Raw genomic sequence first — 13,252 nt, 5'->3', positions numbered from 1 at the left:
ATACCGCGTCGAGACGGTTCAACCCCCGACGGCACCGTCCTTGACCTGACCACCGGCGCGGTTTGCGACCGCATGCTTGAGGTCGATCCGGTCGCGCTGGGCGATCCCGAGCAGGTCGGAGGCGCGCCAGACGACGTTGTCCTCGAACTCGGAGACCTGGCCATCGGCATAGACCAGCTCCCACATCATCTGGACGATGCGCTTGCGGCCCTCTTCGTCGAGCGAGCGCATGATGACACTGGTGAAGTGATAGAGGTCGACGGCCTCGCCCTCGACCTGGGTGGCGTCCGCGATCAGGCGGTCGGCGGTACCGCGATCCAGCCCGAAATGGCTTTCGATCAGGCTGTGCAGCTTGCGCTGCTCGGTCGCCGTCGGCTGACCGTCCAGCGAGACCACGTGAACCAGCAGCGCGGTGGCCGCAAGCCGGTAATCGCCATCGCCGAATGCGCGATCCCCGGCATGAGGGGCCACGATGTCGGCGATGAATTGGCGCAGGCCGTCGAGCATAGGATCCTACCAAAAACGATGAAGCCGCGGGAGTGCGGCCGCCACCAGCATTATATGAGCGGGAAACCCAACCGCCGCAACGTGCGTCAGCTCCGCGCGGGCATTACCTTTCTGCAATCTGGACGAGCTGGTTACCGTCATGACCGGGCTAGTCCCGGCCATCCACGCGCCACAGCGAAGCAAGACGTGGATGCCCGGGACTAGCCCGGGCATGACGACAGTGAGTGTGGCACGCACCTGTCTCCACATCGTCATTGCGAGCGCAGCGAAGCAATCCAGACTGCCTCACTGGAAAGACTCCGGATGCTCGCTAAGCTCGCAATGATCGGGAGTGCCGTCCTCACGGTATCTCGTACACCACCATCTTGTCGGCGATGCCGCGCAGGGCCGCCTGCTTCTGGATCGGCTTGATCGCGCGCTGCTCGAGCACCTCGGCGACTGCGGGCGCATCGAGCACGGGGCCCGTGATGTGGATCTCCCGCGCCGTCGACAGGCTCTGGACGCGAGCGGCGATGTTGACGGTCTGGCCGAAATAATCCTGGCGTTCGTTGAGCATCACCGCAAGACAGGGGCCTTCATGGATGCCGATCTTGACGATGAGATCGTCGGTGCCGCGCTGCCTGTTGAGCTCGTCCATAGCGGCCCGCATCCGCAGGCCCGCGACGATGGCGTGCTCCGGACGGATGAAGGTCGCCATCACGGCGTCGCCGATTGTCTTCACCACCGCGCCCTTCTCGGAGGAGATGATCTCGAGCAGCGCATGGAAATGCGCGCGCACGAGATCGAAGGCGGCGAGATCGCCGACGCGCTCGTAGAGCGCGGTCGAGCCCTTCAAATCGGTGAACAGGAATGTCAGCGACGTGATCTGGAGCCGCTGGTCGAGGCTGAGATTGTCCGCCTTGAAGACATCGCGAAACGTCTGGTTCGACAGCATGCGCTTGGCGGTGAGGAACGGCTTGCGCTTGCCGATGAGATGATGGAGCGCCTCGGCCGCGATGAACACCGACGGCAACACGCGCACGCCGGCCTGGTTCTCCAGCGACAGCCGCAGCGGCCCCGGCCGCATGGTCGTCGTCCCCGTCGGAGCCTGCACCTTGTTGTACATGATCGCGAACTGCTGGCGCTCCTTGGTCGGCTCGCCCTGGACGTCGATGAAATGGGCGGCGTGCGTCACCGGCTCGAAGATGATGATGAAGTCGCCCGGCAGTTGCAGCGACATGGTCGCCTTCTCGCCTGCCGGAAGCTCGAGCGTATCGAGCGTCACCTCGTTGGCGAGCGTCGCGAAGGATTCCTTGTTGAAGTCGACGCCGGAACTCCAGAATACCTGCTTGAAATATTCCCACACCGGAAGCGTATCGGGATCGTGCGCTGCGATGCGCCGCACGCGCGGATTCACGGTGAAGGAGACCTCGACCTGATCGTCGACCGACGCCTTGTAGCCGCAGGCGCAGAGCGCGCAGTGATAATCGTCCGGCTTGAGCGCCTTCAGCGTCGAATGGGCCCCCAGCACGCCGCCGCAGCCCGGACAGAGCACGTTCCAGCCGAGATCGAACAGTCCGAGCCGCGCCGAGTGCAGGAAGGTGGAGATCGTGTGCTCTTCATCGAGGCCATGCTGCCTGGAGAAATCGAGAACATTGACGCGGTTGAGCTCGTGATCCTCGCCGTCCTCGATGAGGCGCGCAATCGCGTCGACCACCTTGGCGTCGGCGGTCTGCTTCAGAACGGAAAACTGGGCCTGGATGTCGCTCATGGCGGAGGCTCTATCTGGGGTGGATCGCGCCATCGGGCAGACGAATGTCTGTCACCGACGCGTGATGCGGAACAAAGGTGAGTGGTCCGGCTGGGTCGTCACGACGCCGAGCGGGATCACCGGAACCCTGTCGGCAAGCTCGATGCGGAACGCGCCGATCAACCGGGCCAGCGCCAGCACGGATTCGGCTTGCGCGAACGGCGCGCCGATGCAGACGCGCGGACCCGCGCCGAACGGCAGGTAAGCGAAACGGTCGGGCGCCTCGTTCGACATGAAGCGTTTGGGAATGAAGGCGTTCGGCTGATCCCACAGCTTCTCATGCCGGTGCAGCAGCCAGGGCGCGATCATGATGATGTCGCCCTTGCCGATCTCGACGCCGGCCGCATTATCCTTCTCGCGCGCGGCACGCGCGACCAGGAAGGCCGGCGGATAGAGCCGCATGGTCTCCTCGATCACCGCGCGGGTGAACTTCTGGCGATCGATGTCGGCCATGCTGTCGAGATGCTCGCCATGGGTCTCGGAGGCAACTTCCTCCTGCGTCTCCGGATCGAGCGCGAGCAGATAGAGCGCCCAGAACAGCGCCGTCGCCGTGGTCTCGTGACCCGCCAGGATCATGGTCGCGACCTCGTCGACGAGTTGCGCGTCCGAAAAGCCCTTGCCGGTTTCGGGATCGCGCGCCGCGTCCATGAGATCGAACAGGTCGCGCGGCGGCGCGCCGTCCTTCTTGCCCATCGTGCGCCGCTCGGCGATCAGCATCGCGACGAATTCGGTCCAGCGCTTGCGGAAGCGGGCGCGGGCAAAATCCATCGGGGTCGGCCAGGACACCGGCAGCAGCATGTCGAGGAAATAGGGCCGTCCCAGCCGCGCGCCGTATTCCATGACGAAGTTGCGCAAGGTCGGGCCGTGACGGTCCATGCCGAACGAGAACATCGTGCGCCCGGCGATCTCCAGCGTCATACGCTGCATCGTCTCGCGCAGATCGACCGGCTCGCTTGTTCGCGCATCGAGCTTTGTGATGGTCTCGTCGAGCACCGCGGTCATATGCGGGACGAGATTTGCGGTCGCACGCGGCGTGAAGGCCGGCGCGAGCGTACGGCGCTGATGCGCCCAGGCGTGGCCTTCCGCGATCAGAACTCCTTCGCCGAGCACCGGACGCAGCATGCGGATCCCCGCCGGCGTGCGCGTGTAGTTTTCATAATTGCTGAGCAGGACATGCCGAATTGCATTCGGCTGATTCAGAATGAAGCTGTTGTGGAGGAAAAAGCGGCCCTTGATGACCTCTTCTTCGTAGGCACGCTGGCCCCAGGTCGCGATCATGTTCTGCTTGAGGACCGCGACCCGGCCGAGAAACGACATGTCGTCGGGCGCACGCGGCGGGGTCGGAGGGATGATGGGCCGACGCACACTGGCGATGTTCATGGCTCTCTCCCGCAGATATGACCCAGGCCAATAGCTAGTAAGTCAGCTCGGCAATCGCAATCCTGTTCTCGGAGGCGGGCCAGGCACGCGCCACAATTCGTTCTTCGCCGAACTGGGCCACGACGTTACGCCCGGCCTCCGCGGCCGGGAGCCGCAAGGTTGCTGCCGAATCCGTGGGCACACCCGGCTTGACGTCGGCCGGCTCCTTGCCGTCGAGCAGCACCACGTCCCGCGGCAGGCCGAAATAGCCGCGCGGGCGTGACATGATCACGACGGCGCCGGCATCCTTGTCCGCGGGCCCGAGCGGGCGCGCGGCACGCAGATGCACGACATCGGACGAGCGCGCGAACGGCGTGCGGTAGATATGCGTCGTCGGCGCGTCCGGCGACGTCAGGGCGAATTCGAGGAACCAGGAAGGCTCGACCTGCGCCGGACCCCAGCGGCCGTCGGCGCCGGTCTTCGCGCTGTGCACCGCGCCGCCTTTGCGCTCCCCGGTATCAGGATCGACGCGGAAGACATCGACGGTTGCACCCGCCACCGGGCGATTGGTCGACACGCCGCCTGGCGTACCGGTCACAAGGCCGCTCAACCTGACGCTCTGCTCCGGCACAATCGCGATGCGCGCGGGCTCGCGGCCGGCAATGAATTTGTAGATCTCGCGGAAGGCACGCGGGTGAAACGCCACTTCGCGATGGTCGAGCGCGACGAGCACGAGATTGGTGGCGCCCGTCAACTCCGGCCCTTCGACGGTAACGCCGGTCGGCGTGCCGGGCTTGCCGATGAAGCGGCCGTCGGCTTGCGCGTACTTGTCCATGCCATCGCTGCGCAGGGTGAGGAAGGCCGTGCCCGGCGTCACCTCGCTCTCGCCCTCATTCAGGCCGCGCAGAAATGTACCGCGGCCATTGAATTCGTTGTTCGGCTGGTCGTCGGTCGCGAACACGCCGTGATTGGGCGTGCCGCACAGCACGGCATGGCTGACATCGCCGGCACCGCCGTTCCTGATGACGTTGCGAATGGCGTAGCCACCGCGCGAACTGCCGACCAGCGCCACGCGGGCCGCGCCGGTGCGGCGCTTCAATTCCGCGATGGCCGCCGCGAGCTCGCGGCGCTGGTCCCCGGTCGAGGAGCGGCCCGCTTGCTCGACCTTGTCGTCGCTGCGCGCCAGCGGATCCGTGAAATTGATCGCCATCATGCGATCGCGCGCGACGCCGTCGGATTCCATCCGCCAAAGCGTCGTCATCCAGACCGCGTCGTATTCACCATTGCCGTGGACGAACAGGATCGGCGGCACCTCGGCATTCTGAGCCGTGGGCGCGGTCTGCGCCAGCGCGCCTGTCCGCAAGCTCGCAACCGCGAAAGGCAAGCTGCCTGCCCCCAGCAGGATCGACCGTCGCGACAGCTTCATATGTTTCTCCGGAAAAACCACGTCTTTGGACCGCTTATACCGGCCTAACCACTGGACAGCGAAGGACTTTCGCAGGCATCACTGAACCTGCCGGAATCACCCAAAGACCATTCCAAGACCACTTCTGCCAGCCCATATGGAAGGGGATATGACCGAGCAGCCGAACCGTCAGAAATTCGCCGGCGACGGCATCGCCGCACCCCTGCGGTACACCGTGTTCCGGCGCATCTGGCTCGCCAGCCTGCTCTCCAATCTTGGCCTCTTGATCCAGGGCGTGGGCGCGGCCTGGGCGATGACGCAGATGGCGGCCTCGGCCGACAAGGTGGCGCTGGTGCAGACCGCGCTGATGCTGCCGATCATGCTGATCTCGATGCCGGCCGGCGCCATCGCCGACATGTATGACCGGCGCATCGTGACCTTGATTTCGCTCGCGATCGCGCTGATCGGCGCGACTGCGCTGACGGTGCTGGCCTGGCTCAAGCTGATCACCCCGGAAACGCTGCTCGTCTTCTGCTTCGTAGTGGGCAGCGGCAATGCGCTGTTCGGGCCGGCGTGGCAATCCTCGGTCAGCGAGCAGGTCCCGCCCGAATCACTGCCGTCAGCCGTCGCACTGAACGGCATCAGCTACAATATTGCACGCAGCTTCGGTCCCGCGGTCGGCGGCGTCATCGTCGCCTCGCTCGGCGCGGTGGCCGCGTTTGCCTGCAACGCGATCCTTTATCTGCCGCTGCTGGTGGTGCTGCTGCTCTGGCGGCGCAACACCGAGCCCTCGCGCCTGCCGCGGGAGAAGCTCAACCGCGCGATGGTCTCGGGCTTCCGCTACATCACCAATTCGCCGCCGATCAAGATCGTGCTGTTGCGCACATTGGTGATGGGCCTGATCGGCGGTGCCATCATGGCCCTGATGCCGCTGATCGCGCGCGACCTGCTGCATGGCGGCGCGCAGACCTACGGCATCATGCTGGGTGCCTTCGGCATGGGCGCCGTCGTCGGTGCGCTCAACATCCATGAATTGCGCAAGCGCATGAGCGGCGAGGCCGCGATCCGCGCCTGCACCATCTCGATGGCATTTGCGATGGCCGCGCTTGCCGTGAGCACGGAGCCGGTGTTGACGGCGGCGGCGCTTGTGCTCGCCGGTGCGGTCTGGATGGCGGCCGTCGCGCTGTTCAACATCGGCGTGCAGCTCTCGGCGCCGCGCTGGGTCGCGGGCCGTTCGCTCGCGGCGTTCCAGGCCTCGATATCCGGCGGCATCGCGATCGGCGCCTGGGGCTGGGGCCATCTCACCGATTATGCCGGCGTCGAGGTCGCGCTGCTGACGGCCGCCAGCCTGATGCTGATCTCGCCGGTGCTGGGCATTTGGCTGGCGATGCCGCGCGTCGGCGCCCGCAACGAGGACGCGGACGTGCTCGCCGATCCGGAAGTCAAACTGTCGCTCACGGCGCGCAGCGGGCCACTGGTGGTCGAGATCGAATATAGGGTGAGCCAGGAGAACGCGCGCGCCTTCCACAATGTGATGCAGGACGTGCAGCTCTCCCGGCAGCGCAACGGCGCCTATGGCTGGTCGATCGCGCGCGACATCGCCGACCCCGAATTATGGACCGAGCGCTACCACTGTCCGACCTGGCTCGATTACTTGCGCCAGCGCAACCGCTCGACGCAGTCCGAGCGCGCGTTGCATCAGCAGGCGATCGATTTCCACATCGGCCCCGATCCGGTGCGGATCCGCCGCATGCTGGAGCGTCCGTTCGGCTCGGTGCGCTGGAAGGAAGAGACGCCGGATCGTGCCGGCGCCGAGGTGCTGCCGGTGGTCGCGAGCGTGGCGGGAAGCAGCACGTAGGTTTTGGCCTGTAGCCCGGATGAAGCGAAGCGCGATCCGGGACGATCTCACGCGCGGGCAGACCCCGGATTTCGCTCAGCCGGGCTGCGACGGCACATCTTACTGCCCGTGATCCGTCAGCACCTTGTCGCAGGCTTTGCTGAGGCGGGTGCGGTTCTGCTTGAGGCAAGCGAGCACGGCGCCATCGCCATTGTTCATCACGGCACGGCAGAAGCGCGTCACATCGCGCGCGCAGGCATCGTGGCCAGGCTGCTGTTGCGCTGAGGCGCTCGATGCGCACAGAATCAAAGAAACAATGAAAAGAAATCTGGTCATCGCGTAATGCCTCTTACCCCAAGGAAGTGCGGGCGAAGCTAGTGCGACGATCCCGGGGCCGCAACGGCTTTATTGCCGAGCGGGACTGGCGCGCGTGGCCCCGGCTTGACGCCGGGAGCACATCGCGAGGGGAGCTAACAACGATCGCCGTTGCGCGTTGTCCTACTGCTTGTCCTGGGCGTCAGCGACCTTGCGTGAGGCGCCCTTTGCGAGGTCCTTGTCCATCACCGCGCGGCAGCCGGCGCTCAAGTCGGAGCGATGCTTCATCATGCACGCCGTGATCTTCGGGACGTTGGGGATTTCCGAGGAGCACAGGCGGAAGGCATCGCCGGTGCACTGCTGCTGCGCCTCGGCCGAGAAGGCGAAGCTCGCGGTCGTCGAGACGATCGAGACGATGGCGGCAAAGCCCAGAGCCAGGCTGGTGTCGCGGATCCTACTCGTCAGCAATTTCGCAGAGAAAGACTTAGCCGAAGAAGATTTGGTCATTTGAAGCTCCCATTGGCGCCGCTGGAAGCGGGGCCCGTTGTTGGTGGGAACTACGATGCTCCGGCAAAACAGTTTCCACTGTGATGACGGTCACGGGTGGCCATCCATCTGTGACCTCCGTCACATGGCGCACCTCGCTGAAAATCCGGCGCAAACGCCGTCGTGTTGGTGTCACGTTAACTGTTCCTTCGCATTAATGGCTCGTCGCGCGGGAGATTCCGCAGGGTTGGTTGCGTAATTGGAAAGAATAGCGATGCGTAATGCGTTGGGCCTGATGCTGGCCAGTGTAGTTGCGGCGGTCGTGATCGCCGTCGGCGGTTGGTTTTATTATTCCGCGCGCGCCGATCAGGGCGCCCCCAAAACAACGGCCGCCCGTGCCGCCGATCAATTGCCGGCACAGGCGAAGCTCGCCGCCAAGGATGACGTCGAGACCACCGCGGCGATCGCGGCCAGGCCGACGGCGGTTGCTCAGGCAGCGGCGCCTGCGCCCGCTCCGGTCGTGCCGGTGCAGCAGAAGTCGACCTGTGCCAATCCGAACGCGCTGGGCGTTGCCCGCGTGGTCGAGATCGACACCACCGGCGGACCCGGCTTCGGCTTCGAGCATTTCAAGCAGTTCGACTTCCTCACCGATAAGGAGGTCGTGCTGACCTTCGACGACGGTCCGTGGCCGGTCAACACGCCCGCGGTGCTGAAGGCGCTTGCGGATGAATGCACCAAGGGTCTGTTCTTCTCGGTCGGCAAGCACGCGACCTATCATCCGGAAATCCTGCGCCAGGTGCTGGCCCAGGGCCACACGGTCGGCACGCACACCTGGTCGCATGTCAACCTGAACAGCAAGAAGATGACGGAGCAACAGGTCAAGGACGAGGTCGAGAAGGGCTTCAGCGCGGTGAGGTTCGCGCTCGGCACCAACCCGGCACCGTTCTTCCGCTTCCCGCAGCTTCAGCACAATCCGGCGATGGTGAGCTATTTCGGCACCCGCAATGTCGCGATGTTCTCGACCGACATCGACTCCTTCGACTTCAGGAAGGGTGCCACGCCGGAGAAGATCGTCGACAACGTGATGACCAAGCTCGACAAGCTCGGCAAGGGCATCATCCTGATGCACGACTTCCAGAAGCACACCGGCGAAGCCATGCCGGCGCTGCTCGCGCGGCTGAAGGCTGGCGGCTACAAGGTCGTGCAGATGAAGGCCAAGGCAACGCTCCAGACGCTGCCGGAATATGACGAGGCGCTGCTGAAGGACCTGAAGGTGCCGACGTCGAGCGCGCGTCCGATAACGAGCGTGGTGCAGACGGTGTCGCAGTAAGCCCGCAACGCTTCCTCAATACGCGCATGGCCGGGCTCTTGCCCGGCCATTTGCTTTTGGAGCGAGTCGCAGCCTTACCAGTAGATGCCGTGGCGGTGCAGCTCGCTGATGATGCGGCCTTCGGTCCAGCTGCGCTTGTGCTTCGGCTTGCCCGCCTTTGCGGTCTTCGTGGCGGGCTTGCTTGTCTCCGCCGGCGCTGAAGTCGTCGTTGTCGCGGTCACGGCAGGAGCCGTCGCCACGGCGGGAGCAGGGGCCGAGACTGCCGGCGGACGATCGACGTATTTCGGAGCTTCCGCGGCTGGCGCGACTTCGCTGATTTGCGTCGTCGGAGCGGCGGTCGTGGTGGCCTGCGGAGCAGCCGTTGCCGTGGCCAGCGACAGGCTGCGGTCGGCAGCATGGGCAGATGCAGAAGCCAGGACCATGGCGGCGACCAGAATGATCTCGCGCATGTGAAATCTCCCCGTGTTTGCATGACCGGGAAATTAGGGGAGATCTGATCTGCGTTATGTGACTGTCATCACGTAGACTGCGCGCTCGGTCTTGAACCCGCGATCAGCATTCGCGGCGATCAACCCGCAACGTCACGTCCGGAAAGGTCTCGGAATCGGGCGGACAGATATGTGCTTCCCGGTGAAGCCTCGAACGCGCCGCGCCGGATGGCGCGTTTCACGATTGTTTCCAAATGTTTCTGATTGTGGTAGACGCTCGACACGTATCACAAGGCGTGCCGAGTCCGCCCGTTATGACCTTCATCAAGCGAGTGAAGCGTAAGCTGCTGCCGCCGCGAGAGGTTGTTCAGGGGTACGAGAATCCGGAACTGGTCGAAACGATTTTCCTAAAGACAATCAACTACAACCCGGACAGCGACTGGCCGCTGGTCGCGGGCATAAACACGGTTCTGGATTTCGGCGGAGGCGCTGGCCTGCATTACAAGGTGGCGCGCCGGCAACGCCCGGACATTCGATGGGCGGTAGTTGAGACGCCTGCAATGGTGCAGCGCGCCAAGGAGCTTGGCACCGATAGGCTGATGTTTTTCGAGCGCATCGACCAGGCCGCCGACTGGCTCGGCACTGTCGATCTCATCCACTCGAATGGGGCCATACAGTACGTCCCGGATGCATTGGAAACCGTCAGAACGCTGTGCACGGTTCGGCCGGCAACGTTGGCATGGTACCGCGTTCCGATCAGCGAAGAGACCCGGCGAGAGGTTCAGACATCGTACCTGAGCGACAACGGTCCAGGGTCGTCGCTCGCCTCCAGGGAGAAGCTCGTCAGATACGAGCGCAACTGGATCTCCGAGCAAGCATTCATCCAGGCCCATGAGGGATTTCGCATCACTGAGCGGAGCCCGGATCCCACCGAGCGCGGCACGCAACAATTCAGGTTCGCGCGCATCTAGCTTGCGACAATACGGGGGCGATGTGTTCGACAAGTTTGCAGACTGGTTACGTCAGACGGCCTTTTTCTCGACGGCTATCGACATCGCGCGCCAGACGTTACCAGAGCCCGCGCTGATCTGGTTGCGCACGCAGATGGTGCGCAATCTCCGTGGAACGCCTGGCGAAGTGTTCGGCGAGATCTATCGTCGCAACGTCTGGGGTTACAAGGAAACCGCTTCCGGCGGCGGATCCACGCTGCACAATACCCAAAGGGTGCGGGAAAGCCTTCCTGGTCTGGTTGGCGACCTCGAGATCCGTACCTTGCTCGATTTGCCTTGTGGTGATTTTCATCGGTTGTCGAAGATCGAACTTCCAATTTCTCGCTACATTGGAGGAGACATCGTTCCGGAACTGATTGCGCGCACGGGTGACCAATACAGTCGCCCAGATCGCACGTTCCTCCGGATCGATCTCTGCAACGATCCGCTCCCGGAAGCTGACCTGCTGCTATGCCGCGATTGCTTCATTCATCTTTCCGAAGAGATGATTTTTCAAGCAATCGACAACATTCGTCGATCCAACATCAAGTATCTCCTGACGACCACTTACCCGGCGGGCCGAAATCGTGCGATCCGCACGGGTGACTTCTTCTCCATCGATCTGAGCGCTCCGCCCTACAACTTCCCGCCGCCGATCAAGGTGCTGGACGATTACGTCCCACCGTTCGACCGGCGGCAACTGGCGCTGTGGGAAATCGAAAGCCTGCGCAAAGTCTGAGGCGATGGTATGCCGTCTCGCGGCGAGGCTGCATCGGAGGACGAAACAACGGCGCGGAAAACAACGAAAAATCAGAGCGGTAAATGGTGCCGCAAGAGGGATTCGAACCCCCGACCCCGTCATTACGAATGACGTGCTCTACCAACTGAGCTATTGCGGCGAACCCTGCCGGAACCCGCGCAGTGCAGGTCCCGATACGCGCGCTCCTGATATCGGGCATGGCCCGAATTGGCAAGGTGGAGCGGGCTTCGAAATGTGCCTCACGCGCCCCAGCGGGACCAGAATCCGCGCCAGCCGCCGGCCTGGGCCTTTGCATGGGCTCTGGGCGTACCGATTTGTTCCGCAAATTCATCGCTCGGACCCTCGTCATCGATCCCGGGATCATCGGGGGCGCGGACGATGGGGATTACGGCCTGGATCGGGGCCGGCGCAGGCTTGCCGAGGTCGGCGCGGGTCCGGAACACCGGCGTTGCCGCCTCCGGCGATGATTCGGCCGCCTCAGGGGCTGGATTGACCGGCTCGGCGGCCGGCGTGACCGCAGGCTCTTCCTTGGCGGCCTCCGCGGTCGTCTCCTTGGCCTCAGGGGGCGAATTGTCCTGTGCGGCGGGGACCGGATCCGGTGCAGCCACCGGCGGTTCCACAGGGGCTTCGCTCGGGGCTGCCGTCACCCGCTTCGGCGGCGGGGCGGCCAGCATGGCTTCCTCGAAGGCCGAGGATTCGATCGTGGCGCCCTTATCGGAGGGCAGGCTCGCGACCGGCGTTTGCCACTGGAAGGCATCGAGACGGCCGGTGACCGGCGAGACCGGACGCCAGCGGTCGCTGACATAGCCGTCCGCGGTCCAGGCCGGGTCGTGGCGGGCGCGCACCGCGCGCAAGGTCCAGGCGCGGGCACGGCCGCCGTCGCCGTGCTCGGTGCGCTCGAGCTCGGCCATCAGCAGCGCGACGCGCTGGGTCGGATCATTAACGTAGGGTGCCAGCACCGCGCGCGCGCGGGCGAACTCGGAGGCGTCGATCGCGGCGCGCGCGATCGCGAGCTGGCCCTCGACATGGCCCGCTTTGTCGGCGGGCGTCTTGGCTGCGAGCGTCTCGACCCGCTGCAAGCGCTGCCGCGCGGAATCGCCGAGCTTCACATGCGCGTAGGCGTCGGCAAGATCCGGATGCGGATTGGCGAGCCACGCGGCCTCGACCAGCTTCATGGAGCGGCGCACCTGATGCGCTTCGCTCTCGAACTTGGCCGCGAGCACCGCGGCCGGCACCAGCGTCGGCGCGAGCTTGATGGCTTCCATCACGCTCTCGCGCGCCACGTCGCGGTCCATGGTTTCCAATTCCAGCGCGCGGGCCGTGAGCAGCACGCCGCGCTGGCGGCGATAGGCCGCCTTGTCGATCAGGCCCGCGGACAGATTCGAATCCAGGATCGCAAGTGCGCCGCTCCAGTCACCGCGCGCGCAACGGAAGCCGAGCACCGCGTGCGAGGCCCAGGTCGAGGACGGCGACAGCTTGATCGCCTCCTCCGCGATCATCACGGCGCCGACCGCATCGTCGGCACGCTGCGCCTCGATGAACAGGCCGCGCAGGCCGAGCAGCCGGGTATCCTCGCGCTCGGCCATGACGCGGAAGACGCGCTGGGCCTCGTCGCGATTGCCTTCGAGCTGGGCCGACTGCGCGTGCAGCAGCAGTGCGAGCGGATCGTTCGCGGCCAGCCGCCGCGCGGTATCGGCGTGGCGGCGGGCGAGGGCGGTATCGCCATGACCGATCGCGAGCAGGCCGTGGGTGATGGCATGGCGGCCGCGCGCGTGCCGTTTCTCATGACGGCGGCGGCGCAGGCGTCCCGGCGCGCGCCAGATCATCGTCACGATGCTCCAGACCAGCACGACCGCTGCTGCAAAGACGCCGAGCAGAAACACGAACCTCGGAAGCGTCGTTGACGCGCGGAAACCGCCCGCGGTCAGGACGAGATCGCCGGGCTGATCGGCAACCCAGGCCGCGCCGGCCGCCGCCAGCGCGATCAGGACGAGGAAGAGGACGATGCGAAGCATGGCGATCCCTATTACGCGCTGATTATTGCGCG

Annotated in this window: 12 protein-coding genes and 1 tRNA gene; 4 read left to right on the top strand and 9 right to left on the bottom strand. The window is 64.9% G+C overall.

Going from position 1 to position 13,252, the window contains the following annotated elements:
* Positions 1-18: 18 nt before the first annotated feature.
* The 4 genes from AC1DW2_RS29965 to AC1DW2_RS29950 all read right to left on the bottom strand — a co-directional run bounded on the left by AC1DW2_RS29965 (position 19) and on the right by AC1DW2_RS29950 (position 5,081).
* Complete coding sequence (locus tag AC1DW2_RS29965) at positions 19-507, bottom strand: tellurite resistance TerB family protein (protein WP_028151070.1); 489 nt, start codon at positions 505-507, stop codon at positions 19-21.
* Between the two features lie 340 nt (positions 508-847).
* On the bottom strand, positions 848-2,257 hold the full coding sequence (locus AC1DW2_RS29960; RefSeq protein ID WP_135213915.1) for an adenylate/guanylate cyclase domain-containing protein: 1,410 nt from the start codon (positions 2,255-2,257) through the stop codon (positions 848-850).
* Positions 2,258-2,308: 51 nt separating this feature from the next.
* Positions 2,309-3,676: a cytochrome P450 gene (locus AC1DW2_RS29955; RefSeq protein WP_063980337.1), complete on the bottom strand. Its 1,368-nt coding sequence runs from the start codon at positions 3,674-3,676 to the stop codon at positions 2,309-2,311.
* A 34-nt stretch (positions 3,677-3,710) separates the two neighbouring features.
* Positions 3,711-5,081 carry a hydrolase gene (locus AC1DW2_RS29950; protein WP_477007801.1) on the bottom strand — a complete coding sequence of 457 codons (1,371 nt, stop codon included), beginning with the start codon at positions 5,079-5,081 and terminating at the stop codon, positions 3,711-3,713.
* A gap of 148 nt (positions 5,082-5,229) precedes the next feature.
* Between AC1DW2_RS29950 and AC1DW2_RS29945 the strand changes: the two genes are divergently transcribed.
* On the top strand, positions 5,230-6,918 hold the full coding sequence (locus AC1DW2_RS29945) for an MFS transporter (RefSeq protein ID WP_135213917.1): 1,689 nt from the start codon (positions 5,230-5,232) through the stop codon (positions 6,916-6,918).
* A 99-nt stretch (positions 6,919-7,017) separates the two neighbouring features.
* On the opposite strand, the gene AC1DW2_RS29940 is transcribed toward AC1DW2_RS29945, so the two are convergent.
* Both AC1DW2_RS29940 and AC1DW2_RS29935 read right to left on the bottom strand, forming a co-directional pair.
* Positions 7,018-7,233, bottom strand: coding sequence for a hypothetical protein (locus AC1DW2_RS29940; protein ID WP_063980334.1), 216 nt, complete (start codon positions 7,231-7,233; stop codon positions 7,018-7,020).
* 162 nt (positions 7,234-7,395) lie between these two features.
* The gene (locus AC1DW2_RS29935) at positions 7,396-7,719 is read right to left on the bottom strand and encodes a hypothetical protein (protein WP_135213918.1); all 324 of its coding nucleotides are present in this window, start codon (positions 7,717-7,719) and stop codon (positions 7,396-7,398) included.
* A 253-nt stretch (positions 7,720-7,972) separates the two neighbouring features.
* Here AC1DW2_RS29935 and AC1DW2_RS29930 point away from each other — a divergent pair, with 253 nt between their 5' ends.
* Positions 7,973-9,028 carry a polysaccharide deacetylase family protein gene (locus AC1DW2_RS29930; RefSeq protein ID WP_135213919.1) on the top strand — a complete coding sequence of 352 codons (1,056 nt, stop codon included), beginning with the start codon at positions 7,973-7,975 and terminating at the stop codon, positions 9,026-9,028.
* 74 nt (positions 9,029-9,102) lie between these two features.
* Here the strand turns inward: AC1DW2_RS29930 and AC1DW2_RS29925 are convergent, their stop codons facing one another.
* The gene (locus tag AC1DW2_RS29925) at positions 9,103-9,477 is read right to left on the bottom strand and encodes a hypothetical protein (protein ID WP_135213920.1); all 375 of its coding nucleotides are present in this window, start codon (positions 9,475-9,477) and stop codon (positions 9,103-9,105) included.
* A gap of 293 nt (positions 9,478-9,770) precedes the next feature.
* Here AC1DW2_RS29925 and AC1DW2_RS29920 point away from each other — a divergent pair, with 293 nt between their 5' ends.
* Both AC1DW2_RS29920 and AC1DW2_RS29915 read left to right on the top strand, forming a co-directional pair.
* On the top strand, positions 9,771-10,427 hold the full coding sequence (locus AC1DW2_RS29920; protein ID WP_135213921.1) for a methyltransferase domain-containing protein: 657 nt from the start codon (positions 9,771-9,773) through the stop codon (positions 10,425-10,427).
* A 22-nt stretch (positions 10,428-10,449) separates the two neighbouring features.
* Complete coding sequence (locus AC1DW2_RS29915; RefSeq protein WP_135213922.1) at positions 10,450-11,184, top strand: class I SAM-dependent methyltransferase; 735 nt, start codon at positions 10,450-10,452, stop codon at positions 11,182-11,184.
* An 84-nt stretch (positions 11,185-11,268) separates the two neighbouring features.
* Here the strand turns inward: AC1DW2_RS29915 and AC1DW2_RS29910 are convergent.
* Together AC1DW2_RS29910 and AC1DW2_RS29905 are read right to left on the bottom strand one after the other, a co-directional pair.
* Positions 11,269-11,344 (bottom strand) — tRNA-Thr (locus AC1DW2_RS29910).
* A 100-nt stretch (positions 11,345-11,444) separates the two neighbouring features.
* Complete coding sequence (locus AC1DW2_RS29905; protein WP_135213923.1) at positions 11,445-13,220, bottom strand: heme biosynthesis protein HemY; 1,776 nt, start codon at positions 13,218-13,220, stop codon at positions 11,445-11,447.
* Between the last annotated feature and the right edge of the window lie 32 nt (positions 13,221-13,252).

It is taken from the genome of Bradyrhizobium sp. P3_C3 (genome assembly GCF_056402655.1).
This window is presented reverse-complemented; position numbering and strand designations above follow the sequence as displayed.

Coding starts and splice junctions, on each gene's coding strand:
- AC1DW2_RS29945 (WP_135213917.1), top strand. CDS start 5,230: ATGACCGAGCAGCCGAACCGTCAGAAATTCGCCGGCGACGGCATCGCC.
- AC1DW2_RS29930 (WP_135213919.1), top strand. CDS start 7,973: ATGCGTAATGCGTTGGGCCTGATGCTGGCCAGTGTAGTTGCGGCGGTC.
- AC1DW2_RS29920 (WP_135213921.1), top strand. CDS start 9,771: ATGACCTTCATCAAGCGAGTGAAGCGTAAGCTGCTGCCGCCGCGAGAG.
- AC1DW2_RS29935 (WP_135213918.1), bottom strand. CDS start 7,719: ATGACCAAATCTTCTTCGGCTAAGTCTTTCTCTGCGAAATTGCTGACG.
- AC1DW2_RS29950 (WP_477007801.1), bottom strand. CDS start 5,081: ATGAAGCTGTCGCGACGGTCGATCCTGCTGGGGGCAGGCAGCTTGCCT.
- AC1DW2_RS29960 (WP_135213915.1), bottom strand. CDS start 2,257: ATGAGCGACATCCAGGCCCAGTTTTCCGTTCTGAAGCAGACCGCCGAC.
- AC1DW2_RS29940 (WP_063980334.1), bottom strand. CDS start 7,233: ATGACCAGATTTCTTTTCATTGTTTCTTTGATTCTGTGCGCATCGAGC.
- AC1DW2_RS29955 (WP_063980337.1), bottom strand. CDS start 3,676: ATGAACATCGCCAGTGTGCGTCGGCCCATCATCCCTCCGACCCCGCCG.
- AC1DW2_RS29905 (WP_135213923.1), bottom strand. CDS start 13,220: ATGCTTCGCATCGTCCTCTTCCTCGTCCTGATCGCGCTGGCGGCGGCC.
- AC1DW2_RS29925 (WP_135213920.1), bottom strand. CDS start 9,477: ATGCGCGAGATCATTCTGGTCGCCGCCATGGTCCTGGCTTCTGCATCT.
- AC1DW2_RS29965 (WP_028151070.1), bottom strand. CDS start 507: ATGCTCGACGGCCTGCGCCAATTCATCGCCGACATCGTGGCCCCTCAT.